This window comes from Luteococcus sp. H91 (assembly GCF_038433135.1).
GTDB lineage: Bacteria > Actinomycetota > Actinomycetes > Propionibacteriales > Propionibacteriaceae > Luteococcus.
In genome coordinates this window covers 64,738-85,444 of the sequence record NZ_JBCDMV010000007.1, presented here as the reverse complement: position 1 = coordinate 85,444, position 20,707 = coordinate 64,738, and the positions used below count along the sequence as shown (strand labels likewise).

Sequence of the window (20,707 nt, the reverse complement as noted above, 5' to 3'; positions counted from 1 at the left end):
AATTTCGGGGAAATTAATCCGGCACAATTTCATCACGAAAATGCCTTGTGGAGGCGTCTTTCGGCGGCGTGCCGGTTGACCCGCAGCGATAGTGTCGTGTCATGACAGGCGCCGCGATCGTGCTGGCCGGCGGGCAGTCCCGACGGATGGGCGTGCCCAAGGCCACCCTGCTGCTGGACGGCAAGACCCTGCTGCGCCATGCGGTGGACGCCTGCGCCAACTTCAGCCCGATCGTGGTGGTGGGGCCACCGGAGCTGGCGTCGCTGCTGACCGACGTGCCCGGCTGCATCCTGACCAGGGAGGAGCCCCCCGGCGGTGGCCCCAGCGTGGGTCTGGCTGCTGGGCTCGCAGCCCTGGAGGAGAATCGGGCGGAGACGGTTCAGGTGCTCTGTTGCGACCTGCCGCGTGCCGGTGGCCTGGTGGCCGCACTGGATGGCCATGACTGGGCCGGTTGCGAGGCCCTGGTGCCCGTGGACTCGCAGTGTTGGCCGCAGTACCTCTCCGCTCGCTACCGGCTGGCCGCGCTGCGCGCCGCGATCCCCGCGGAATCCGAGGCCCGCGATCAGGGTGTGCGACGCCTGCTGAGCGGATTGCACGCCAAGCTGGTGCCGCTGGAGGAGGAGCTGGTGGCCGACGTTGACGACCCGCAGGCCGCGAGTCGGGCCGGAGTCACCCTGCAGTCGTAGGTGGATTGTCCACCTGTGGTCGACCCCGCTGAACCTCGTGCCCTGACAGAGTGGTCAGCTGACGGGAACGCCCCGTCAACCAAGATTGGAGGGCGTCGGGTGACCGAATCCGGGGTGCAGCGGCACCTGATCGTGCTGCGCGGGCATCGCTATGTGCTGCAGTCCAGCCGGGGGCCGCGTCCGCGGCTGAGCTTGTGGGTGGACGGCGAGGAGCAAGCCCATCGGGATGCCACCTTCGCCACGGAGGTCACGCTGGCACCCAAGGACGCGGACGAGCATGGCCGGGTGGAGGTGCGGTTGACCCGCACCGGGCGCATCCGGCGAGCCACCCTGTATGTGGGTGAGCGGGAAGTGGATCTGGATCCAGAGGAAGGGTCCAAGGCCCACCGTCGGCTCCAACGGGAACGAGCACATCCGCGGCTCTATGCCGGGTTGGACGTGTTGGTTGCCGTGCTCGGGGTGTTGATCGGGCTGCTCGGGCTCGGGGCGATGGTCAAGGTGTTGCTGGAGCCGGTGATCCGTTTCCTGCTCGGCTTGATCCCCGACGTCGATCTGCCCAGCATTGAGTGGCCGAAGATCCCCTGGCCCAGTATCGACCTGCCAGAGATTGCCTGGCCCCACATCGATCTGGCCTGGATTCCTTGGCACCTGATCCCGGAATTCGAGGTGCCCGAGTGGGTCTGGTGGACCCTGGACCATGGCCGGCCGATCCTGATCGCGTTGGTCATCGCCGTCGCGGAGGTTCGGCGTCGCGCCAAACAGGACGCTCTCAAGGCGGAGCTGGCCGAGCGGGAGAGGCAGGAATTGCTGGCTCGGCTGGGGATTGGACTGGGCATGGTGGAGCGTCGGCGACGAGCTGCGGAGTCGCAGACTCTCAACCCGCCCCTGTGATTCCCTTTCGCCCTGACACCGCTGGCCCTACGCTGCCCTTCATGGATGCACCACGCAAGCGCCTTGGGCTGCTTCCCAAGATTCTGATCGCCATCGTCCTCGGCATCGTCTGTGGACTGTTCTTCCCCACCTTCCTCGTACGGGTTTTTGTCACCTTCAACGGGCTGTTCGGCAACTATCTGGGCTTCGTGATCCCGCTGATCATCCTGGGGCTGATCGCACCGGCCATCAGCGAGCTCGGCGCCGGCGCCGGCAAATGGTTGGCGATCACCACCGCGATCGCCTACGGGTCAACGCTCTTTGCTGGTTTCATGGGCTATGCCGTCTCGATGGCTGTGCTGCCCAGGCTGCTCAAGGGCAAGACCGTGGTCAACGTGACCAATCCGGAGGACTCCCTGCTGGCGCCCTTCTTCAAGGTGGAGATGCCCCCGGCGTTGCAGGTGATGACGGCCCTGATCCTCGCCTTCCTGGTGGGCGTCGCCCTCACCGTGATCAAGGGCGACGTGATCCACCGCGGGCTGGTGGAATTCCGCCAGATCATCGAGCTGGTGATCGTCAAGACCATCATCCCGCTGCTGCCGATCTACATCTTCGGCATCTTCCTGAACATGACCGCCGCCGGTGAGGTCTACCGGGTGATCACCACCTTCTTGGGTGTGATCCTGATGGTCTTTGCCCTGACCGTGATCCTGCTGCTGATTCAGTACTCGGTGGCCGGCGCGATCGCCGGGCGCAATCCGCTCAAGATGCTCAAGACCCTGTTGCCCGCCTATGCCACGGCGTTGGGCACCTCATCGTCGGCCGCCACCATCCCGGTGACGTTGCGCCAGACGATCCAGTCCGGCGTCTCGGAACCCGTCGCCTCCTTCGTGATCCCGCTGTGCGCGACGATCCACCTGGCCGGTTCCACCATCAAGATCACCTGCTTCAGCCTGGCCGTGATGATCCTCTACGGGATGCCGATCAAGACCACCGTGATCATCGGTTTCGTGATGTTGCTGGGCATCATGATGGTGGCCGCCCCGGGCGTGCCCGGCGGCGCGATCATGACCGCCACCGCGCTGTTGACCAGCCAGCTGGGCTTCAACGAGGCGCAGGTGGGCCTGATGATCGCCACCTACATTGCGATCGACTCCTTCGGCACCGCGACGAATGTGACCGGTGACGCCGCCATCGCACACGTCGTCGACACCCTGTCGGGCAATGGTGCCCGCAAGCAGAAGGCGGCGGTTCAGCCCGTCTGAGCCGGACCGGCTTCCCGGTCAGGTCAGCTTGCGCCAATGGCCCCTGACCGGGCGGCCGCCGCGATCATGCGGCGGTATCCAGACCCGCCCCCCGCTGCTGCTCCGACCGGAGAGCGGCACGGGTTGGGGCCGTCGCCCCGGCGTTTCGGTGACGCCCTGGCAGAGCCTCTGAATGGACGGCAGCATCCGGGCGGCCAGCTGCGGTGTGCCAGGCAGGTCCTGCGCCTCGGCAAAGACCGCCACGGCCGCCTCCGGAAGAGCCTGTGCCAGCTGGCGTACCCGGCCGAGTCCCCGGTCTGGGTCCAGGGAGACGGACTCGAAGAACCTGCGCCACTCGGTTTCCCGGATCATCCCGAACTGTCGTTGCCTCCCAATCGACATCGCCACCGTGCGCTGGTGCATGATGCCCTCGTCGGAGACGTCATAGGGCAGCGAGCTCGCGACATCGTAGAGCGGCGCCAGCGCCACATCGCTGCCCGACAGCAGTACCGAGTAGTTGCGGGCATGCCCGTCCGGAGAGCCGATCAAGTAGCTGCCGATCAGGGCATCGACGAATCTGTCACGTGACTGCACCCCGGCCGCGGAGAGCAGCAGGGTGCAGATGTCCTTGGCGTGCGGGCCGCCGTCGCGTTCATAGGGGTAGAGGTTTCCCAAGGCCTGGCACAGATCCTCGGAGTGCAACCGGGTGGTCTGCTCGCCCAGCCCCAGTCGGTCGAAGCGGCGTTCCACGATGGCCCATTTTCCGTCGAAGTCGAGGTATTGGGAGGAAGCCGTTCGAATGCCGGCCCGGTGCAGGATGCCCAGGCACAGGTGCTCGTTGAGGGCCTGGTGTCGTACTCCCGACACGCCCGGCTTGATGATGTGGGTGGAGGGCGCCGACCCGACGGGATCAGCCCAGCCCGTGGCCGTGCGGGTCAGGGTGAACTTCGACTGACCGCCGCCGATGCTCCATCGCTCGTCGGCAATCTGCCAGGAGGCCTCGTCGCGGGAGAAGCGAGCGATCCGCTGGCCGATCCACTCCTCGTCGACCGTCCGGAGCGCGGCGTTGCGCTCGTCAACCTCACCGGTGCGGTCCGCCCAACAGGTCTGCACCGCCCCGGGGCAGTCCAGGCCGACCACGGACAAGAGGTCAACCGGATTACGGGGATTGACCCCACCGCGCTCGGCGATCCGCAGCCGGACAGTGCGGTCCGCGGGCAGCAGGCCGGCGATCCAGGCCCGGGTGATGCGATTGCGAAGCGGTTTGTCGCCCAGTGGCATGGACAGACTCAACGGGGTGGGGGAGTCCGACGCCAGATAGTCGGTGCTGTAATGGAAGGTCAGGCCATTGCCCTGGCTGATGGTCCCGACGCGACGGCCATGCAGGAAGACGGCGAGATCCCGGACCATGGCTCACCACTCCTGGTTGTCGACGATGGCCAGCAGCGCCGCATTGTCCCGGGGGGGAGCGTCGATCAGATCGACCTTCAGCTCAAGCGCGAGCAGCAGGGCGAAGACCTTGTCCAGCTGGGCTCCGGGGTGTCCAGACTCCAGCAGACCCAGCCAGCGGCGGGAAACCCCGGCCACGTGGGCAAGCTCTTCCTGGGTGAGGCCGCGATCCAGCCGCTGGCGGTGGATTTCCCGTCCGAGTTCGAGGTAGCTGCCGATCGACATGTCACCGATCCGTTCCATCTGTTGATGTGATCGTACCGTTACTTTAGCAGATGCGCAGGTATGGTGACACGGCCCCCGGCATGGCCCGCAACGCGCGTTTCCCCCGTCGGCTTCTCCGTGCTGGAGCGGCCCGAGGCCCAGCCCTGACCGACCGGCGGGTGCTTTCCGTTCGGTCAGGAGGGAATAGAATCTTCTGCGCTGGTGGAACGGTCGGCCCGTCGCCCGCGACAGCCCCGCACCTCTGCCCGGAAGATCCCAGATGGCCAAGAACCTCACCACCGGCTCGCCCCTGAATCTCATCGTGCTGTTCACCCTGCCGCTGCTGGTGGGCAACCTCTTCCAGCAGGCCTATGCCGTGGTCGACACCATCGTCGTCGGACGGATGATCGGGGTGCAGGCGCTGGCCGCGGTGGGCGCCTCCGGCAGCCTGCAATTCCTGCTGGTCGGTTTTGCGATGGGCTGCTCCGCGGGTCTGGCCATCCCCGTCTCGCGATTCTTCGGCGCCGGTGAACTGCACCGGATGCGCCGAGCCGTCGCGATGGGGGCCCTGATCAGCGCGGCGGTTGCGGTGGTGATCACCCTGGTGGGGACGGTGGGTGCGCCCCACCTGCTGCGACTGCTCGGGACGCCGGCGGAACTGTTGCCCATGTCGACCACCTTCCTGCGGGTCTTCTCCGCCGGTGCGGTTGCCACCACCGCCTTCAACTACCTCTCGTCGGTGATTCGCGCCCTGGGCGACAGCACCACGCCGCTGCTCTTCCTGATCCTGGCGAGCGTGCTGAACGTGGTGCTGGTGGTCACCTTCATCGGCGGCCTCGGGATGGGCGTCGGGGGCGCGGCGCTGGCGACGGTGCTGGCTCAGCTGGTGTCCGCGCTGCTCTGCCTGCTGCTGGTCTGGCGACGGATGCCCGAGCTGCACCTCAAGCGATCCGACTTCGCCCTGGACCTGCCCCAGCTGCGCGAATCGGCACGGCTGGGCTTCACCCTGGGCTTCCAGATGTCGATCATCGCGATCGGCGCGGCGATGCTGCAGTTCGGCATCAACCAGCTCGGCGCCACCGCCGTCGCGGCCTTCACCACGTCGATGCGGGTGGACCAGATGGCCGTGATCCCCCTGGCCAGCGTCGGGGTGGCGATGGCCACCTTCGTCGCCCAGAATGCCGGCGCGGGGCAGTGGCGCCGGATCCTCGACGGGGTGCGCAGTGCCCTGCAGTTGTCCATCGGCATGTCGCTGCTGCTGGGCCTGCTGATCTTCCTGTTCGGCACCCACCTGGTGGAGCTCTTCGTCGGCCCCGGCCAGCCCGAGGTGGTGGGGATGGCGCATCATTACCTGGTGGTGAACTCGGCGCTGTACGCCATCTTGTCGGTGCTGTTCGTGCTGCGGCACAGCATCCAGGGGTTGGGGTCCACCGTCGCCCCGACTGCGGCGGGCGTGCTGGAGCTGGTCGCCCGCGGCGTCGTCGGCCTGCTGTTGGTGCAGCACATCGGCTTCCTGGGCGTGATCCTGGCCGCGCCGGCCGCCTGGGTGCTGGCGCTGTTCCCGCTGCTCCTTGCGTGGCGGGCACACCGCCGGCTGCTAATGGCGCGGGTGGGGGTCTAGGCGTCGTCCTGGCCGTGCTGACGAATGCCGTGGTGTTTGGCGCTCGCCCCCAAGGACCGGGGTTGGAGGACATTCGGCCTGCGGTGGGATGGCGTCACCTCGTCTCGCTGACAGGCTGTGCCCCATGCCTCGACTGTTCATCATCGACATTGTGGTCACTTTGGCCGTCGCTGCCGGCTTCGGCTGGCTGCTCACCACGGACTTCACCGAAGCCTTCTGGGCTTCCAATGTTTCGTTGACCTGGTTGTTGATCCCCTTGTGGTTCGGCTGGCGGCTGCGGAGCCCAGCCAAGGGGGCCGTCTGGGGACTCGCCATGACCTGGGCCGGCCTGGCCGCCTACTACCTGCCAGTCGCGGGTAGCAGTTACGCCTGGGATCCGGTCGGAATGATGTTTTACGTGCGGCAGTTCGGGGTGAAGTACTTCGCCCTCGGCGCATTGAGTGGCCCGGTGATGGGCGCCATCGGTGGTTGGTGGCGCTGCAGGCCGAACCTTGCCGTGCCGCTGCTGATCCTCGTGCTTGCGTTCAGCGAGCGGTGGGCCTGGGCATGGAAGATCGGCTACCAACCGCGGTCCGGCGCTTTCACGGTGGAGATGATCCTCGGGGGACTGCTTGCCCTGTGGATGGCGATCTGGGCACGACGTGCTCGGCTGCGTCCAGGGCGCCAGCTGTGGAGTGGCGGGCATGACATCCGGTGAACCCACGGTCGAAGGGGGCCTCAGCTCCGCCGACGCCTGGGCGGACAAGGCAGCAAGGAGGCCGTTCCATGTCGTCTGGTGGTGAACAGGGTTCCCACGCTCTGCCGGTCGAGCCAGTCGAGAACCCGTTGGTCCGGGCGAGCCTGGAGGGGTTCCGACAGGACGTTGGTGTCCAGGATGATCACGAGAAGACCCGGGGGGTGTACGGAGTGCGGTCTCGTGGAATCTTCAGAGGGTCTCCGCCAGCTTCGGCGCCGATGGCCGCCAACACGCTCCCCACGCGCGTCGGGGAATCCAACTGCACCGCTTCAGTCAGGATCGCGCGGATCTCGGCCTCGGTGCTGCGGTCGTGACGGCGGGCCCGGGCCTTGAGGGCGCGGTGCGTCTCGTCGGGCAGGTTGCGGACGGTGATTGCGGCCATGACGCCTCCTGGGGGAGAACCGATCTGATCGTATCGAGTGGAGACGTCGGACGGTGCCGCATTCTCAGCCGCAGGTGACACCCGTCGCGTGCACCGGGCAGTAGCCGTTGGGCACCCGGTCCAGGTACTGCTGGTGGTAGTCCTCGGCCCACCACCACTGCGGCGCGGGCTCGATGGTGGTGGTGATCGGGCCGTACCCGGCCGTCGTGAGCTTGCCCTGGAAGTCGTCGCGCATCCGTTCGACCACTGCGCTCTGCTCGTCGCTGGTGGTGAAGATCGCGGAGCGGTACTGGCTGCCGACGTCGTTGCCCTGCCGGTCACCCTGCGTCGGGTCATGGTTCTCGAAGAAGACCGTCAGCAGGGCCTCGTAGGAGACGACGGCGGGGTCGAAGACCACCCGCACCGTCTCGGCATGACCTGTGGTGCCGGTGCAGGTCTGCTCATAGCTGGGATTGTCGACGCTGCCGCCCATGTAGCCGGCGGCGGTGGAGAGCACCCCGTCGAGCTGCCAGAAGAGCTTCTCGGCGCCCCAGAAGCAGCCCATCGCCAGATAGGCCGTCTGGGAGCCGGGGAAGTCACGCTCGAGCGGGTCACCAAAGATGCGGTGGAAGAGAGGCATAAGCCACAGGCTAGCTCGGTCCCAACCTGCGATCGCGAAACTAGGCTCGGGGCATGACCTTCTCACCGTTGGATGCACTCGCCCCGCTGATCGGCACCTGGAAGGGGCAGGGGCACGGCACGTACCCCACCATCAAGGACTTCGACTACCTGGAGGAGATCACCTTTGCCGAGGTCGGCAAGCCCTTCCTCGTCTACCACCAGCGCACCTGGAGCCCCGACGGCAAGCCGCTGCACGTGGAGATGGGCTACCTGCGCGCCCCCGGGCCGGGCGTCGTGGAGCTCACCATGGCGCTGCCCACTGGCCAGACCGAGATCGGTTCTGGCACCCTGCAGGACGCGCCCTTCGCGCTGACCATCGACTGCCGGGTGGACAGCACTCCGTCGGCCAAGCCGGTGACCGCGAGTCAGCGCGAACTGCGGCTGGAGGGCGATGTGCTGGTGACCAGCTTTGCGATGGCCGCGATGGGGCTGGAACTCACCCCGCACCTCAGCTCGCGGCTGGAACGTCAGGCCGCGGGATAGACCTTGCCGGGGGTCGTCCTGCCGAGCAACTGGCTGACGGTCACCAAGGTGTAGCCCTGTTTCTGCAGTGCGTCGATGGTGGGGGCCGCGGCGTCCACGGTCCACGGATGGATGTCGTGCATCAGCAGGATCGCATTGCGGCTGGCGCGCTGCACGGTCAGCTTGGTGATCACCGACGCGGTGTTGTGCCCGGCCACCCAGTCCTCCGGCGAGTTGTGCCAGACCACGACGGCCAGGCCATGCGTGCCCACCACCGTGTCCGTCCGGCTGGTGCGCGCCGCATAGGGCGGGCGCATCAGTGTCGGCTGCACCCCGGTGATCCTGGTCAGGGCGGTATTGGTCTTGCTGACCTCCCAGGCCACCTTGGCGTCGCTCAGGCCGCTGATCGCCTGGTGGTCATAGGTGTGATTGGCAATCTCAAAACCCTGCTCATGGGCTTGCTTGACGGTCTTGGGGTAGGTCTCGGCGGCATTTCCCAGCATGAACAGGGTGGCGGTGGCCTTGCGGTCGGTGAAGGCCTTCAACAGCTTCGGGGTGAGCGGGCTGGGTCCATCGTCGTAGGTGAGCGCGATGCACTTCAGCTTCTTGCAGTCCACCTTCTCGGTAGTCGACGGTCGGCTGGCGCGGGGCGTCGCGGTCGGCGTGGGGGAAGCTGCCGGCGTGGCGGCGGTGCTGGTCGACTGGTGCGCCGGCGGGGCGCTCTGTTCGGCAGGGCCACCGCAGGCGCTCAGGGCGGCTGACGCAAGGCAGGCGATCAGGAGAAGGGGATGGCGCTGGGGGAGGTGGGGCACCCGCCCAGCCTACGCCCGGCAAGGGGGTTGTCAGGGAGCCAGCCGCCAGTCGATGGCCTCGGCGCCCTGCTCAGTGAGCAACTGGTTGGCCCGGCTGAAGGGTCGGGAGCCGAAGAAGCCCGCGCGAGCCGACAGCGGCGAAGGGTGTGGGCTGGCGATGATCGGGATGTCGCCCAGCATCGGGGTCAGCGACTGGGCGTCGCGACCCCACAGGATGGCCACCAGCGGGCCGCCGCGGGCCACCAGGGCCTCGATGGCGCACTGGGTGACCTGTTCCCAACCCTTGCCGCGGTGTGATCCCGCGGCACCCGGCCGCACCGTCAGCACCCGGTTCAGCAACAGCACACCCTGCTCGAACCAGGCCGACAGGTCGCCGTGCCCGGCCGGCTCGATGCCCAGGTCGTCGCGCAGCTCGGTGTAGATGTTCTGCAGGCTGCGCGGAATCGGACGCACGTCGCGCTCGACGCTGAAACTCAGCCCCACGGGATGGCCCGGCGTCGGGTAGGGATCCTGCCCGACGATCAGCACCCGCACGTCGGCCAGCGGACGGCTGAAGGCGCGCAACACCCGATCACCGGCCGGCAGGTAGTTGCGACCGGCCGCGATCTCGGATCGCAGGAACTCACCCATCTGGTGCACCTGGGGCTCGACGGGTGCCAGGGCAGCGGCCCAGTCCGGCGCGACGATCTGGCTCAGCGGTTTGGCGGTCATGCGGTCTCCTCGGGGATGTGGTGGACGGGGCCGCGGGGCATCAGCCAGGAGAAGGCGGCGCCGAGCAGCAGCAGCGCCCCGCCGATCCCGAAGGCCAGGCCCAGGCCGAAGGCGTCGGCCAACGCGCCGGCGGCCAGTGGCCCGATGATGGCGCCCAGGTCGCTCATCATGCTGAAGACCGCGATCGGGGTGCCGCCCCGGCCGGCGGTGACGTCGCCCACCACGGCGGTGGGGGCGGTGGAGTGCGCCGCCGAGCCGATCCCGTAGATGCAGAGGATGCCGGTCAGCACCCAGATGGAACTTGACCAGGGCATCGCCAGTGCCGCGACGCCGGTGAACAGCCCCGCCAGGATCATCAGCGGGCGTCGGCCGATGGTGTCCACGGCGCGCCCGGCCGGCCCCAGCGCCAGGGTCTGCGCCACGGCCGCGATCGCGAAGGCGATCCCGGTCCACGACGGGGTGCGGTGCAGACCCTCCACCACCAGCACCGGAACCAGCGAGCTGCGCACCCCGAAGGACTGCCAGCCCTGGGCGAAATTGGTGACGCAGGCCGCCCGGTAGCGCACATCGCGCACCGCCTCGCCCAGCGCCATCACCGGCTTCTCGGCGTGGTCCAGCTCACGCTCCGGCTTGCTCAACAGCAGCAGCCCGATCACACCGGCGATGCCCAGCGTCGCGGCATAGAAGAAGAACGGCGCGGTCAGCGAGATCGCGGCAAAGATGCCGCCCACCGCGGGCCCCGCCATGCCGCCGATCAGGAAGCCACCCGAATAGAGCGCGCTGGCCCGGCCGCGCAGCTGCGGCTCCACCGTGCGCAGCAGCAGCGTCATGGCGGCGACGGTGAACATGGCCGAGCCGATGCCGCCCAGCGCCCGCATGGCCAGCAGCGCCCAGAAACTCGTCGCCAGACCCGCGGCGCCCGAGGAGGCGGCGACGATGAACATCCCCACCCCCAGCACCGTGCGCTCCCCGAAGCGGGTGATCAGCGGCGCGCAGGCCGGGCTGGTCAGCAACCGCATGGCGGCGAAGGAGCTGATCACCATGCCCACCATCAGGTTGGTCACCTCGAAGCTGCGGGCGAAGACCGGCAGCACCGGGACCATCACGCCGAAGCCAACGGCCACGCAGAAGGCGATCACCGCCAACACTGTGACGTCTCGTGGCAGCCCGCTGGGGGTGAGTTTGAAGGGTCTGGGCACGCGCACAGGTTAGCCTTGCAGGCGACAGCCCTGCCCATTGACAATCGAAAGGCCGTGCCCGATGGCATTCAGCCTGCCCCACCGCAAGCACCACGAGCCCCACCCGCCGTCGCCCGAGGACCAGCCGGGCACCCCGATCACCCGTCGGATGCTCGCCGCCGAGGCTGCCGTGCCCGGCGAAGTGCCGCACGGCATCCAGCTCGCCGCCGGTTGGTTCTGGCGCCTGCTGGTGATCGCGGCCGGGCTGTACGGCATCTGGTTCCTGCTGCAGGGACTCTCCGAGGTGATGATCCCGATCTTCGTGGCGCTGCTCTTCACCGCGGCCCTGTGGCCGCTGAAGGTCTGGCTGCACGACAAGGGGCTGGGGCGGGGCCTGTCCGCAGGGCTGAGCCTGCTGGCGCTGGTGGCGGTGGTGCTGGCGATCTTCTCCCTCGTTGGCGCACAGATCGCGTCGCAGAGCTCCAGCCTGGCCGATGCCTCCGTGAAGAGCTACGAGCAGTTCATGAACTGGCTGGCCAGCGGGCCGCTGCAGCTGCATGAGGGTCAGATCGACACCTGGACGGAGAAGGGCATCGAGTGGGCCAAGAGCCAGCAGTCGCTGTTCACCGGCTACGCCGCAGCGGCCGGTGCCCAGGTGGGCCACTTCTTCGCCGGTATGGCGCTGGCGCTGTTCGCCCTGTTCTACTTCCTCTTCGAGGGACGCACCTTCGCCCGGGCAGGCTTCGCCCTGGCGCCGCGCGGTTCGCGCGCCCGGATCGCCGACGCCTGCCAGCGGGGCTGGGTCTCGTTGGTCTCCTACGTCCGGGCCGCGGTGATCGTGGCCTTCGTCGACGGCTTGGGCGCGGGTGTCGGCGCTGCCCTGGTGGGCTCCGACCTCTTCCTGGCGATCGGAGCCCTGACCTTCCTGACGGCCTTCGTCCCCCTGCTGGGGGCCTTCGTCGCCGGCCTGGTCTCCACCAGCGTGGTACTGCTCACCCTGGGCTGGGTGAAGGCGCTGATCATGCTGGGGATCTTCGTTGCGGTGATGGAGCTGGAGGCCCATGTACTGCAGCCCTTCCTGCTGGGCAAGGCCGTCTCGATCCATCCGTTGGCCGTGCTCTACGGACTTGCCGTCGGCACCATCGTCGCCGGGGTGGTTGGCGCCCTGTTCGCCGTCCCGATCCTTGCCTTCGGCAATGCCTTCGCCAAGGCCTGGGCCTCTCACGGGCACCCGGAGGTGGAACCGCCGCCAGCCGAGCTGGAAAACCCCGGTGAGGACGAGGAGATGGCGGACGGTGCCACCCAACCCTGATTCGCCCCGCAATCTGTGAACCACCCCTTCTGGAATGGAAGGGGTGGTTTTACATTTGTGCCATGGAAGAAGAGTTGAATCGGATTCTGCAGGATCTGGCGGCCGGGCGAATCGATGCCGACGAGGCGGGCCGCAGGATCGACGCTGTCAAGGCCGCGGCGGGGGGCACCTCCCCACGGCCCGAGACCGAGACCGGGCCCACGGCCGCCGAGCCGACCTGGGGGGCGATCGCCCGCGACCTCTTCGGCGCCGCCACCGGCTTTGCCCAGAGCGCCGCGATGGGGGCCGCCCATACCGTCGAGGAGACGCTGCACCAACCCGCCCCCAAACACCAGCCATCACCCGACCCGGTGACACCAGAACAGCCCGACGGCAGCCACGGCGTGCAACGGATCACGGTGCGCGCCACCGGGCGCCGGGTGCGGATCATCGGCGACGCCACCATCGCCACCCTGGCCGCCGACGGCCCGCACGTCCTGCGCCGCAGCGGCGCGGTGCTGGAGGTCACCTCCGACGGTGATCTGGCCGCCGGCAAGGGCGGCTTCAGTGTGCTGCGCAGTCCGCTGACCGGCAGCCTGCTCAACCAGGGGTTGGGCGGTCTGAAGAACCTCAACCTGGAAGACCTGCGCAGCATCGGCCTGGGCAAGGAACTGCTGCTGCGGATCAACCCGAACATCCCGGTGGACGTGGAGGTCACGGCCGGCAGCCTGGCCACCATCAATGTGCCGTGGCTGGGTCGGGTGCGGGTCACCGCGGGCGGGGCCCAGCTGGGCGACGTCCGCCAGGTGGCCGACGCGCTGGTACAGGCCGGCAGCGTCACCGCGAAGGGCCGGTTCGACAAGGGGCGCTCCCGGGTTCGCGTCGAATCCGGGAATCTGGTCGTGCAGCTCGCCGAGGCCGCCGACGTCGCGGTGCACGCCGACGCCCAGCTGGGGCGGATCGTCTGGCCTGGTGGGGGAGCGGCGTTGGACGAATACCTGGCCGGCGACGGCACCGGCCGACTGGATCTGGCCGTCGTGATGGGATCGGCCACCGTGAAACAGGACGGCATCGACGATGCCACCACCGACGACGAGCACCAGGAGGGCGAGCGATGAGCACCCACACCCACGGCCCCTACCGGGCACCGGCCGACTGCCCGGTCTGCGACGGCGAGCTGGTCACCACCCGGCTCGGCTGCCCGCAGTGCGGCAGCGAACTGGGTGGCGAGTTCGAACGCTGCCGCTTCTGCCGGCTCGGGGCACCGCAATTGGAGCTGCTGACCGTTTTCCTGGCCAGCCGCGGCAACCTGCGCGAGGTGGCCAAGCATCAGCAGGTCAGCTACCCGACCGCGCGCAGCCGGATCAGCGCACTGCTGGCCGAGCTGGGGATCGAGGAGGTCGGGGCCGAAGAGCCCGTCGTGGAGGATGAGCCCGGCCAGGCAGAGCCGGTAGACCGGGCGGAGCCCGACGCCGGAGACGCCAGGCCACCGTCGCGCGAGGAAGTGCTGGCCCGAGTGGCGGCCGGCCAGCTGGACCCCGCGGAGGCGACCCGGCTGATCGCTGGTCTCTGAGCCCGGAGCCGACCAGCCATGGATGCACGGCGCCCCGCACCATCAGGTGCGGGGCGCCGTGCAGGCCTTGGTCGGTGAGGATCAGCCCTGGAAGGTCTCCACCTTCGTCACGGTGATCTCGATGGTCTTGCCATTGGGTGCCTCGTAGCTGGTGGACTCGCCCACCTTCTTGCCGACGACGGCCTCGCCGAGCGGCGACTGCGGGCTGAAGACCTGGATGTCGACGGAGTCGTCCAGCCCCATCACCTCGCGGGAACCCAGCAGGAAGGTGTCGGTGTCGTCCTCGTCGCCGAAATAGCAGACGGTCACCTGGCTGCCGGGGGCCGCCTCGCCGGTCTTGGGGGCCTCACCCACCTGGGCGCGGCGCAGCATGTCCTCCAGCTGCACGATCCGGGCCTCCATCTGGCCCTGTTCCTCGCGGGCCGCGTGGTAGCCGCCGTTCTCGGACAGGTCGCCCTCGTCGCGGGCCTGGGCGATCTTGGTGGACACCTCGGTGCGGCCGTCACCCTTGAGGTACGTCAGTTCCTCGGAGAGCTTGTCGAAAGCCTCCTGGGTCAGCCAGATGGTGTCAATTGCGTTTTCAGCCATCCCGACAACTTATCATCGCGCGGTGCGGACCCCAAGGAATGTGGGGCTTCTTCAGGACTCGGCTCAGGCGTTGCGGCAGTCACCGACGGTGACGCTGACGGCCCGGTTCACGGTGCGTACCGGAATGCTGATCCGGGTGATCTTCTCCGTTCCCGGTGGGATGGTGGCTTCCAGCTCACCCACCCGGACGAAGTTCTCGGCGGTGGCCTCCAGGGTGCACACCGCGGCCTTCGACGGGTCCTTGCGCTGCACCCGCAGGTCGGCGGTGATCTGGTGTTCCCCGCCGTCGTGGAAACTGTGCACGTCGGCGACGACGTCGGGGGTGGCACCCCGCCCGCCCGCCCAGCCGAGCCAGCCCGCCAGCAACAGCCCCAGGAGGGTCACCAGCACCAGGTAGATCTTGTGCCGGGCCGGCGGCACCGGGTATCGGGCGGCAATGCGGGCGCGGTCGGCGTCGGTCAGGGTGGTCACGGGCTCCATTGTGCCAAGTCCCGGCCGCATCGACAGTCCACGATCCGCCGCCCGACGTTGCACCCTCAATCGGTTGGGCACAATTGGCGGCATGTCCGATGACTTCCAGCCCGACGTGCTGCTGCCCCAGGTCTCGCTGCCCCATGCACCCCTGCGGCTGCTTCACGTACACGCCCACCCCGACGACGAGTCCAGCAAGGGGGCGGCCACCACCGCCAAGTACGTGGCCGAGGGTGTCGAGGTGATGGTGGCCACCTGCACCGGCGGTGAACGGGGCAGCGTGCTGAACCCGAAGATGGATCGTCCCGAGGTGTGGAAGGACATTGCCGCCATCCGGCACCTGGAGATGGATCGGGCCCGGGAGATCCTCGGGGTCGAGCAGCGCTGGCTGGGTTTCATCGACTCCGGCTTCCCGGAGGGCGATCCGCAGCCGCCGCTGCCGGAGGGCTGCTTCGGGTTGGTGGATCCGGACGAGGCGGCCAGGCCACTGGTCCGCCTGATCCGGGAATTCCGGCCGCAGGTGGTCACCACCTATGACGAGAAGGGTGGCTACCCGCATCCGGACCACATCATGTGCCACAACATCACCATGGCCGCCGTGCAGCAGGCCGGCGATCCCAACCTGCACCCCAATCTGGGACCCAGCTGGCAGGTGAGCAAGCTCTACTACCAGATGGGTTTCCACCGGCTCCGGCTGGCCGCCCTCGACGCCGCGATGCACGAACACGGGCTGGAATCGCCCTACGTCGACCGCTTGTCCAAGTGGCAGGACTTCGAGTACGAGAAGCGGATCACCACCCGGGTGCCCTGCGGCGAGTACTTCGGGGTGCGCGATGATGCGCTACGGGCGCACGCCACCCAGATCGACCCGGACGGCCCATGGTTCGCGGTCCCGACCGAGCTCCAGCAGCGGGTGTGGCCAACGGAGGACTTCGAGCTGGTCTTCAGCACCGTGCGCACCTCGTTGCCGGAGGAAGACCTCTTTGCCGGGCTGCGCCAGCCCATCGCGGACGACCCGAGCGAGGGGTGGGCCATCTGACGGGCCGCCGCCCGATGGGGGTGCAGGTCAGAGGTTGGAGCGTTCGAAGGCCTGGGCGGCGCGGCCCTGCTCGGTCATCTCGGATTCCCACGGGATGTCCGGGTCGATCCGCTTGGTGTGCCGACGCAGGCTGATCGAGCCCAGGATGATGAAGGCGGCGATGGCGCTGAAGGTCAACAGGGTGAGCATCCCACTGCTCAGCATGGGGGTCAGCTGGTTCATGGTTCGAGGATAGTCCGGCCCGGCTAGGCTGTGCGCGTGCCGAACCGTCTTGCCGAGTCCACCAGCCCCTATCTGCAGCAGCACGCCCACCAGGATGTCGACTGGTACCCGTGGGGTGCCGAGGCCTTCGAGGCCGCCCGTGAGCGGAACCTGCCCCTGCTGGTGAGTACCGGTTATGCCGCCTGCCACTGGTGCCATGTGATGGCGCACGAGAGCTTCGACGACCGCGACGTCGCCACCTTCATGAACGAGCACTTCGTGAACGTGAAGGTGGACCGGGAGGAGAATCCCGACGTCGACGCCGTGCTGATGAGCGCAACGCAGGCGCTGACCGGCCAGGGCGGCTGGCCGATGACCGTCTTCCTCACCCCCGGCGGGGAGCCCTTCTTTGCCGGCACCTACTTCCCGCCCGAGCCGGTGGGTGGCCAGCCGAGCTTCCTGCAGGTCTGCCAGGCGCTGGCCGGGGCGTGGACGGAGCGTCGAGATGAGGTGCTCGGGTCCGCGTCGAGCATCACCGAGCAGTTGCGCGACCTCAACCCGGTGCAGCCCACCGACGAGGTGCCCGGCGCCCGGGAGACCTTGGAGCTGTTGGGCAAGGACTACGACATGATCCACGGCGGCTTCGGCACGGCGCCCAAGTTCCCGCCGGCGATGGTGCTGGATGCCCTGCTGGTCAAGGGCGATCCGACCAGCCTGGACATGGCCCAGCTGACCTGCGAGATGATGGCCCGCGGCGGTCTCTTCGACCGGGTGGGCGGCGGCTTCCATCGCTATGCCACCGACGTCGGCTGGGTGGTGCCGCACTTCGAGAAGATGCTCTACGACAATGCCCTGCTGATCGGCAGCTACCTGCGCTGCTGGCGGCGCACCGCGGAGCACGACGGTTACAAGCGGGAGATCTACCAGAACGTCGTCGACGCCACCGTCGAGTGGCTGGAGCGGGAGATGCGCACCGAGCAGGGTGCCTTCGCCGCCAGCCTGGACGCCGACAGCGTCGACATCCGCGGCATGGTGGCCGAGGGCATCTACTACGTCTGGAATCCCGATCTGCTGACCGACGCGCTGGGGGAGGCCGACGGCGGATGGGCGCGGCAGGTCTTCCATGTGCACGAGGCCGGCACCTTCGAGCACGGCCTGTCCACCCTGCAGCTGCATGGCTCGCCCGACCAGGGCCGACTGACGGAGGTGCTGGCCACGCTGAAGGCCGAGCGGGACAACCGTTTTGCGCCCAGCCGCGACGACAAGGTGGTGGCCGCCTGGAATGGCCTGGTTATCGACTCGCTGGTCAATGCCGCCATGACCTTCGCCGAGCCGCACTGGCTGGAGCTGGCCCGCGAGGCCGCGCAGGCCGTCTGGCAGATCCATGTCGACCAGGACGCGGATCGCTTCGTGCGGACCTCCCGCGACGGCGTGGCCGGAAGCACACCGGCCGTGGCCGAGGATCATGGTTGTCTGGCGCTGGGTCTGGCCCGGCTGGCCGGCGCCACCGGCGACGCGGTTTGGCTGGAGCGGGCGGCCTGGCTGCTGGAGCGAGCCGATCGACTGTTCAGCGCCGAGGACGGCGGCTTCTTCGACGCCCAGGCCAGTGATGAACTCTTCGACCGGCCCCGCGAGCTCAGCGACAATGCCACCCCGTCGGGCACCAGCTCCCTGGTGGCGGCCCTGCGACTGGTCGGCCTGTTGGCCTGCCGTCCCGAGCTGGTGGAGCGGGCCGATCGAGCCGCCCGGACCACGTGGTCGCTGGTGGCAAGCCAGCCGCGCTTCGCTGGCTGGAGCCTCGCCGACGCACTGGTGCTGGACGAGGCCCGGCGCGGCCTGAAGCCCGCCCAGGCCGTGATCGTGCTGCCCGACGACAGTGACAGTGCGGGGATCGACAAGCTGGCGGTGGCCGCCTGGCGGATGGCGCCGGCCGGCTCCGCGATCGTGGTCGGCCGGGCGGACACCACCGGCTTCGGGCACCTGTTCGACGAGCGCATCGCCCGCGACGGGCAGGCCACCGGCTATGTCTGCCGGGGCGAGGTCTGCTTCGACCCGACCAGCGACTACGCCGAGCTCAAGACCCCGCTGTGGAGCCGCTGCTGACCGGCCAGCCGGCCAGCAGCGCGGTCAGCCCCAGCTCGAACTCCTCGTCGGGCTGCCACTGGTAACCCTCGTCGATGGCGCTGGCCAGCCCGGGCAGGCTGGCCAGCAGTGACTGCAGCGATTCCTCCGGGGTGGTCTGGCTGCCTCCTGTGGGCTGGCGCAGCTCGCCCTGTACCTTGCCGACGGTGAAGGCGACCACGCAGTCCAGCAGCCGCATGGCCTCGGCGGCACCCAGACCCGCGGCGACCAGCCGGGTCACCGTCTGGTCCACCAAGGACAGCAGGCTCGGGGTGACTGCCGGTCGGGTGGCCACCAGCACCACCAGCCGGGGGTGCTGCATCAGGCTGCGGCGCAGCTCGCGGGCCAGCCCGGCCACCTGCGTCGTCCAGTCGCCCGTGGTCGGGGGCTGCAGGCCGGTCCAGATCCGATCCACCACCAGATCGAACAGCGCCCCCTTGTCCGGCACGTGGTGGTAGATGGTCATCGGATCCACAGCCAGCCGGGAGCCCAGCTTGCGCATGCTGAAGGTCTCGTGGCCTTGTTCGTCGAGCAGGGCCAGGGCGGCGTCGACAATCTGCTGCTGGCTGGTGCTGGCGGGGCGGGGTGTCATCGTCGATCCTTTGGACGGGTGAAGAAGAGTTCCCGATCATGCCAGAGCACCCAGCCGCACAGCGCGATCAGCAGCAACGTCTGCAGGGCCTTGGTGTCCGGATGGGTCAGGAAGATCTCATTGCCGTAGTTGGCGCTCAGGTGGACCAGGACGGGGATCCAGATGTTGCGGCCGCAGCGATAGTAGAGCCAGTTCATCAACACCATGAAGGGGAACATCGAGACCAGGAAGTTGACCGACGCGAGCAGCCCGACCTCGACCACCTCGGCCTGGTAGTAGCCCCTGATCCCGGCCAGCGGCAGATGCCACAGTGCCCAGATGGCGGCGAAGACCATCGAGCTGTGCCAGATGGTCCAGCGGGAGGCCAGGGCATCGGTGCCGTAGCTGTGCCAGGCCAGCTCCTCGACGATCGGTGCCAGCCCGAGCACCAGCCAGGCGGGGGCCACTCCGGAGGTGAAGGAGAAGCCGTTGCGCAGCTGGAACTGCTCGGGGGAGTAGCCGAAGAGCAGTGAGATGGCGGTTCCGGCCAGCAGGGCCGCGGGCAGCAGCACCACGGACAGTACCGCCAGGCCGGGGTTGACCTGGCGCCAGTTGGTCAGGCGGTGCCTGGTGTCGCGCAGCAGCTGCGGGTTGCGGACGGTCAGCACCGCGGCAACCACCAGGGGCGCGAACAGACCACCGAAGCCCAGCAGGGAGGTGAGCAGCCGCGCGGCGTGCGAGGGAGCGTCCAGATGGGAGAGTCGGCCGGCGGCCAACCACATGGCCCATGGGATCGCGGTGGACAGGGCGAAGAAGAGCCCGGGCTGGCGATAGTGCCGGATGGCGTCGGCATCGATCGGCGTGGTGCGGGGTTGGCGGGCGGGATGGTCGGTGGTGAGGATCATGACCCGACCGTAATTCTACGGTGTAGATATTGGCATCCGTGGACACCCTGATTGCCGCCGGAGGGGGAACGTGGCCCCCCGTTGATTCCCCGCCGCGTGAAATTTGCTCAGCGGCCGTAGCGACGTTCGCGCTGACTGAAGGAGCGCAGTGCGCGCAGGAAGTCCACCTTGCGGAAATCCGGCCAGAGCGCCTCGCAGAAGTAGAACTCGCTGTGGGCGCTCTGCCACATCAGGAAGCCGGAGAGTCGCTGCTCGCCGGAGGTGCGAATGATCAGGTCCGGATCGGGCTGGCCCTTGGTGTAGAGGTGCTCGCCGATCTGGTCGATCTCCAGGGTCTCGGCCACCTCGTCCAGGCTCCGGCCCTTGGCGGCCTCCTCCTTGAGCAGCGAGCGCACGGCGTCGCGCAGCTCATGGCGGCCGCCGTAGGCGATGGCGACATTGACCAGCATGCCCTTGTTGTCCTGGCTCGCGGTGCGGGCGCCGGCCAGTGCGGTGGCCATCTCGGGCGGGAGCAGTGACATGTCACCGACCGCTTGCACGGGCCAGCGGCCGTCGCTGGCCAGATCGACCACCAACTGCTGGATGACGCCGAGCAGGGGCTTGACCTCTTCCGCCTCAGCGCGCTGGAGGTTGTCCGGGCTGAGCACCCACAGGGTGACAACCTGGATTCCGGCCTCGTCACACCAGGCGACGAAGTCCCTCAATTTGTCCGCGCCGGCCTGGTAGCCGGCCACCAGGGGCTTGTCCGGGGCGTTCATCCGGGCCCAGCGACGGTTCCCGTCGGCCAGCACGGCGACGTGCTGGGGCAGGCGATCCTTGTCCAGTTCGGCTGTCAGGCGCGTCTCGTAGGTGCTGTAGAGCAGGCCGGATGGGTGCATCCGGTCAAGGGTCTCGGTGAGGCGGTCCAGCCGATTCATGCCCATCAGCCTAAT

Annotated in this window: 24 protein-coding genes; 11 read left to right on the top strand and 13 right to left on the bottom strand. The window is 68.3% G+C overall.

Annotated elements, in window-relative coordinates:
• Positions 1 to 101 precede the first annotated feature (101 nt).
• The 3 genes from mobA (at position 102) to AAEX57_RS05110 (ending at position 2,821) form a co-directional block, all read left to right on the top strand.
• Positions 102 to 686, top strand: coding sequence for a molybdenum cofactor guanylyltransferase (gene mobA / locus AAEX57_RS05120; protein ID WP_342090822.1), 585 nt, complete (start codon positions 102 to 104; stop codon positions 684 to 686).
• A 99-nt stretch (positions 687 to 785) separates the two neighbouring features.
• Positions 786 to 1,577, top strand: a complete 792-nt coding sequence (locus AAEX57_RS05115) for a hypothetical protein (protein WP_342090823.1) — start codon at positions 786 to 788, stop codon at positions 1,575 to 1,577.
• A 41-nt stretch (positions 1,578 to 1,618) separates the two neighbouring features.
• A complete protein-coding gene (locus AAEX57_RS05110) occupies positions 1,619 to 2,821 on the top strand; it encodes a dicarboxylate/amino acid:cation symporter (protein WP_342090824.1) in 1,203 nt (400 codons plus the stop codon).
• Positions 2,822 to 2,839: 18 nt separating this feature from the next.
• On the opposite strand, the gene AAEX57_RS05105 is transcribed toward AAEX57_RS05110, so the two are convergent.
• Together AAEX57_RS05105 and AAEX57_RS05100 are read right to left on the bottom strand one after the other, a co-directional pair.
• A complete protein-coding gene (locus AAEX57_RS05105) occupies positions 2,840 to 4,210 on the bottom strand; it encodes a HipA domain-containing protein (RefSeq protein WP_342090825.1) in 1,371 nt (456 codons plus the stop codon).
• A gap of 3 nt (positions 4,211 to 4,213) precedes the next feature.
• The gene (locus tag AAEX57_RS05100; protein WP_342090826.1) at positions 4,214 to 4,492 is read right to left on the bottom strand and encodes a helix-turn-helix domain-containing protein; all 279 of its coding nucleotides are present in this window, start codon (positions 4,490 to 4,492) and stop codon (positions 4,214 to 4,216) included.
• A 241-nt stretch (positions 4,493 to 4,733) separates the two neighbouring features.
• Here AAEX57_RS05100 and AAEX57_RS05095 point away from each other — a divergent pair, with 241 nt between their 5' ends.
• The gene (locus AAEX57_RS05095; protein WP_342090827.1) at positions 4,734 to 6,074 is read left to right on the top strand and encodes an MATE family efflux transporter; all 1,341 of its coding nucleotides are present in this window, start codon (positions 4,734 to 4,736) and stop codon (positions 6,072 to 6,074) included.
• 124 nt (positions 6,075 to 6,198) lie between these two features.
• Positions 6,199 to 6,771, top strand: coding sequence for a hypothetical protein (locus tag AAEX57_RS05090; protein WP_342090828.1), 573 nt, complete (start codon positions 6,199 to 6,201; stop codon positions 6,769 to 6,771).
• A gap of 181 nt (positions 6,772 to 6,952) precedes the next feature.
• Here the strand turns inward: AAEX57_RS05090 and AAEX57_RS05085 are convergent, their stop codons facing one another.
• Both AAEX57_RS05085 and msrA read right to left on the bottom strand, forming a co-directional pair.
• Positions 6,953 to 7,192, bottom strand: coding sequence for a FitA-like ribbon-helix-helix domain-containing protein (locus AAEX57_RS05085; protein WP_342090829.1), 240 nt, complete (start codon positions 7,190 to 7,192; stop codon positions 6,953 to 6,955).
• A gap of 64 nt (positions 7,193 to 7,256) precedes the next feature.
• The gene (gene msrA, locus AAEX57_RS05080) at positions 7,257 to 7,811 is read right to left on the bottom strand and encodes a peptide-methionine (S)-S-oxide reductase MsrA (protein WP_342090830.1); all 555 of its coding nucleotides are present in this window, start codon (positions 7,809 to 7,811) and stop codon (positions 7,257 to 7,259) included.
• A 53-nt stretch (positions 7,812 to 7,864) separates the two neighbouring features.
• On the opposite strand from msrA, the gene AAEX57_RS05075 reads away from it, so the two are divergent.
• Entirely contained in the window at positions 7,865 to 8,335 is a 471-nt protein-coding gene (locus tag AAEX57_RS05075) for an FABP family protein (RefSeq protein WP_342090831.1), read from the top strand.
• On the opposite strand, the gene AAEX57_RS05070 is transcribed toward AAEX57_RS05075, so the two are convergent.
• The 3 genes from AAEX57_RS05070 to AAEX57_RS05060 are packed head-to-tail and all read right to left on the bottom strand — an operon-like array spanning position 8,320 to position 11,036.
• Entirely contained in the window at positions 8,320 to 9,126 is an 807-nt protein-coding gene (locus AAEX57_RS05070) for a polysaccharide deacetylase family protein (protein WP_342090832.1), read from the bottom strand. The genes AAEX57_RS05075 and AAEX57_RS05070 overlap by 16 nt on opposite strands.
• Before the next feature lie 30 nt (positions 9,127 to 9,156).
• Complete coding sequence (locus AAEX57_RS05065; RefSeq protein ID WP_342090833.1) at positions 9,157 to 9,837, bottom strand: uracil-DNA glycosylase; 681 nt, start codon at positions 9,835 to 9,837, stop codon at positions 9,157 to 9,159.
• Complete coding sequence (locus AAEX57_RS05060; RefSeq protein WP_342090834.1) at positions 9,834 to 11,036, bottom strand: MFS transporter; 1,203 nt, start codon at positions 11,034 to 11,036, stop codon at positions 9,834 to 9,836. Before AAEX57_RS05060 ends, AAEX57_RS05065 begins: the two co-directional genes overlap by 4 nt.
• 61 nt (positions 11,037 to 11,097) lie before the next feature.
• Here AAEX57_RS05060 and AAEX57_RS05055 point away from each other — a divergent pair, with 61 nt between their 5' ends.
• From AAEX57_RS05055 to AAEX57_RS05045, 3 genes are all read left to right on the top strand, one after another.
• On the top strand, positions 11,098 to 12,327 hold the full coding sequence (locus AAEX57_RS05055) for an AI-2E family transporter (RefSeq protein WP_342090835.1): 1,230 nt from the start codon (positions 11,098 to 11,100) through the stop codon (positions 12,325 to 12,327).
• A gap of 62 nt (positions 12,328 to 12,389) precedes the next feature.
• Positions 12,390 to 13,424, top strand: coding sequence for a hypothetical protein (locus tag AAEX57_RS05050; protein WP_342090836.1), 1,035 nt, complete (start codon positions 12,390 to 12,392; stop codon positions 13,422 to 13,424).
• Entirely contained in the window at positions 13,421 to 13,879 is a 459-nt protein-coding gene (locus AAEX57_RS05045) for a DUF2089 domain-containing protein (RefSeq protein ID WP_342090837.1), read from the top strand. The genes AAEX57_RS05050 and AAEX57_RS05045 overlap by 4 nt, the downstream gene beginning before the upstream one ends.
• Before the next feature lie 81 nt (positions 13,880 to 13,960).
• Here AAEX57_RS05045 and greA read toward each other — a convergent pair whose 3' ends face one another.
• Entirely contained in the window at positions 13,961 to 14,467 is a 507-nt protein-coding gene (gene greA / locus AAEX57_RS05040; protein ID WP_342090838.1) for a transcription elongation factor GreA, read from the bottom strand.
• 63 nt (positions 14,468 to 14,530) lie between these two features.
• Positions 14,531 to 14,938, bottom strand: a complete 408-nt coding sequence (locus AAEX57_RS05035; RefSeq protein WP_342090839.1) for a DUF4307 domain-containing protein — start codon at positions 14,936 to 14,938, stop codon at positions 14,531 to 14,533.
• 91 nt (positions 14,939 to 15,029) lie between these two features.
• On the opposite strand from AAEX57_RS05035, the gene mca reads away from it, so the two are divergent.
• On the top strand, positions 15,030 to 15,977 hold the full coding sequence (gene mca, locus AAEX57_RS05030; RefSeq protein ID WP_342090840.1) for a mycothiol conjugate amidase Mca: 948 nt from the start codon (positions 15,030 to 15,032) through the stop codon (positions 15,975 to 15,977).
• Positions 15,978 to 16,004: 27 nt separating this feature from the next.
• Here the strand turns inward: mca and AAEX57_RS05025 are convergent, their stop codons facing one another.
• Positions 16,005 to 16,199: a hypothetical protein gene (locus AAEX57_RS05025; RefSeq protein ID WP_342090841.1), complete on the bottom strand. Its 195-nt coding sequence runs from the start codon at positions 16,197 to 16,199 to the stop codon at positions 16,005 to 16,007.
• A 36-nt stretch (positions 16,200 to 16,235) separates the two neighbouring features.
• Between AAEX57_RS05025 and AAEX57_RS05020 the strand changes: the two genes are divergently transcribed.
• A complete protein-coding gene (locus tag AAEX57_RS05020) occupies positions 16,236 to 18,281 on the top strand; it encodes a thioredoxin domain-containing protein (RefSeq protein ID WP_342090842.1) in 2,046 nt (681 codons plus the stop codon).
• Here AAEX57_RS05020 and AAEX57_RS05015 read toward each other — a convergent pair.
• The 3 genes from AAEX57_RS05015 to AAEX57_RS05005 all read right to left on the bottom strand — a co-directional run bounded on the left by AAEX57_RS05015 (position 18,253) and on the right by AAEX57_RS05005 (position 20,692).
• Positions 18,253 to 18,891 (bottom strand): TetR/AcrR family transcriptional regulator, encoded by a 639-nt coding sequence (locus AAEX57_RS05015; protein ID WP_342090843.1) that lies wholly within the window; start codon positions 18,889 to 18,891, stop codon positions 18,253 to 18,255. The genes AAEX57_RS05020 and AAEX57_RS05015 overlap by 29 nt on opposite strands.
• A complete protein-coding gene (locus tag AAEX57_RS05010) occupies positions 18,888 to 19,775 on the bottom strand; it encodes a CPBP family intramembrane glutamic endopeptidase (RefSeq protein WP_342090844.1) in 888 nt (295 codons plus the stop codon). The genes AAEX57_RS05015 and AAEX57_RS05010 overlap by 4 nt, the downstream gene beginning before the upstream one ends.
• Before the next feature lie 107 nt (positions 19,776 to 19,882).
• On the bottom strand, positions 19,883 to 20,692 hold the full coding sequence (locus tag AAEX57_RS05005) for an isoprenyl transferase (protein WP_342090845.1): 810 nt from the start codon (positions 20,690 to 20,692) through the stop codon (positions 19,883 to 19,885).
• Between the last annotated feature and the right edge of the window lie 15 nt (positions 20,693 to 20,707).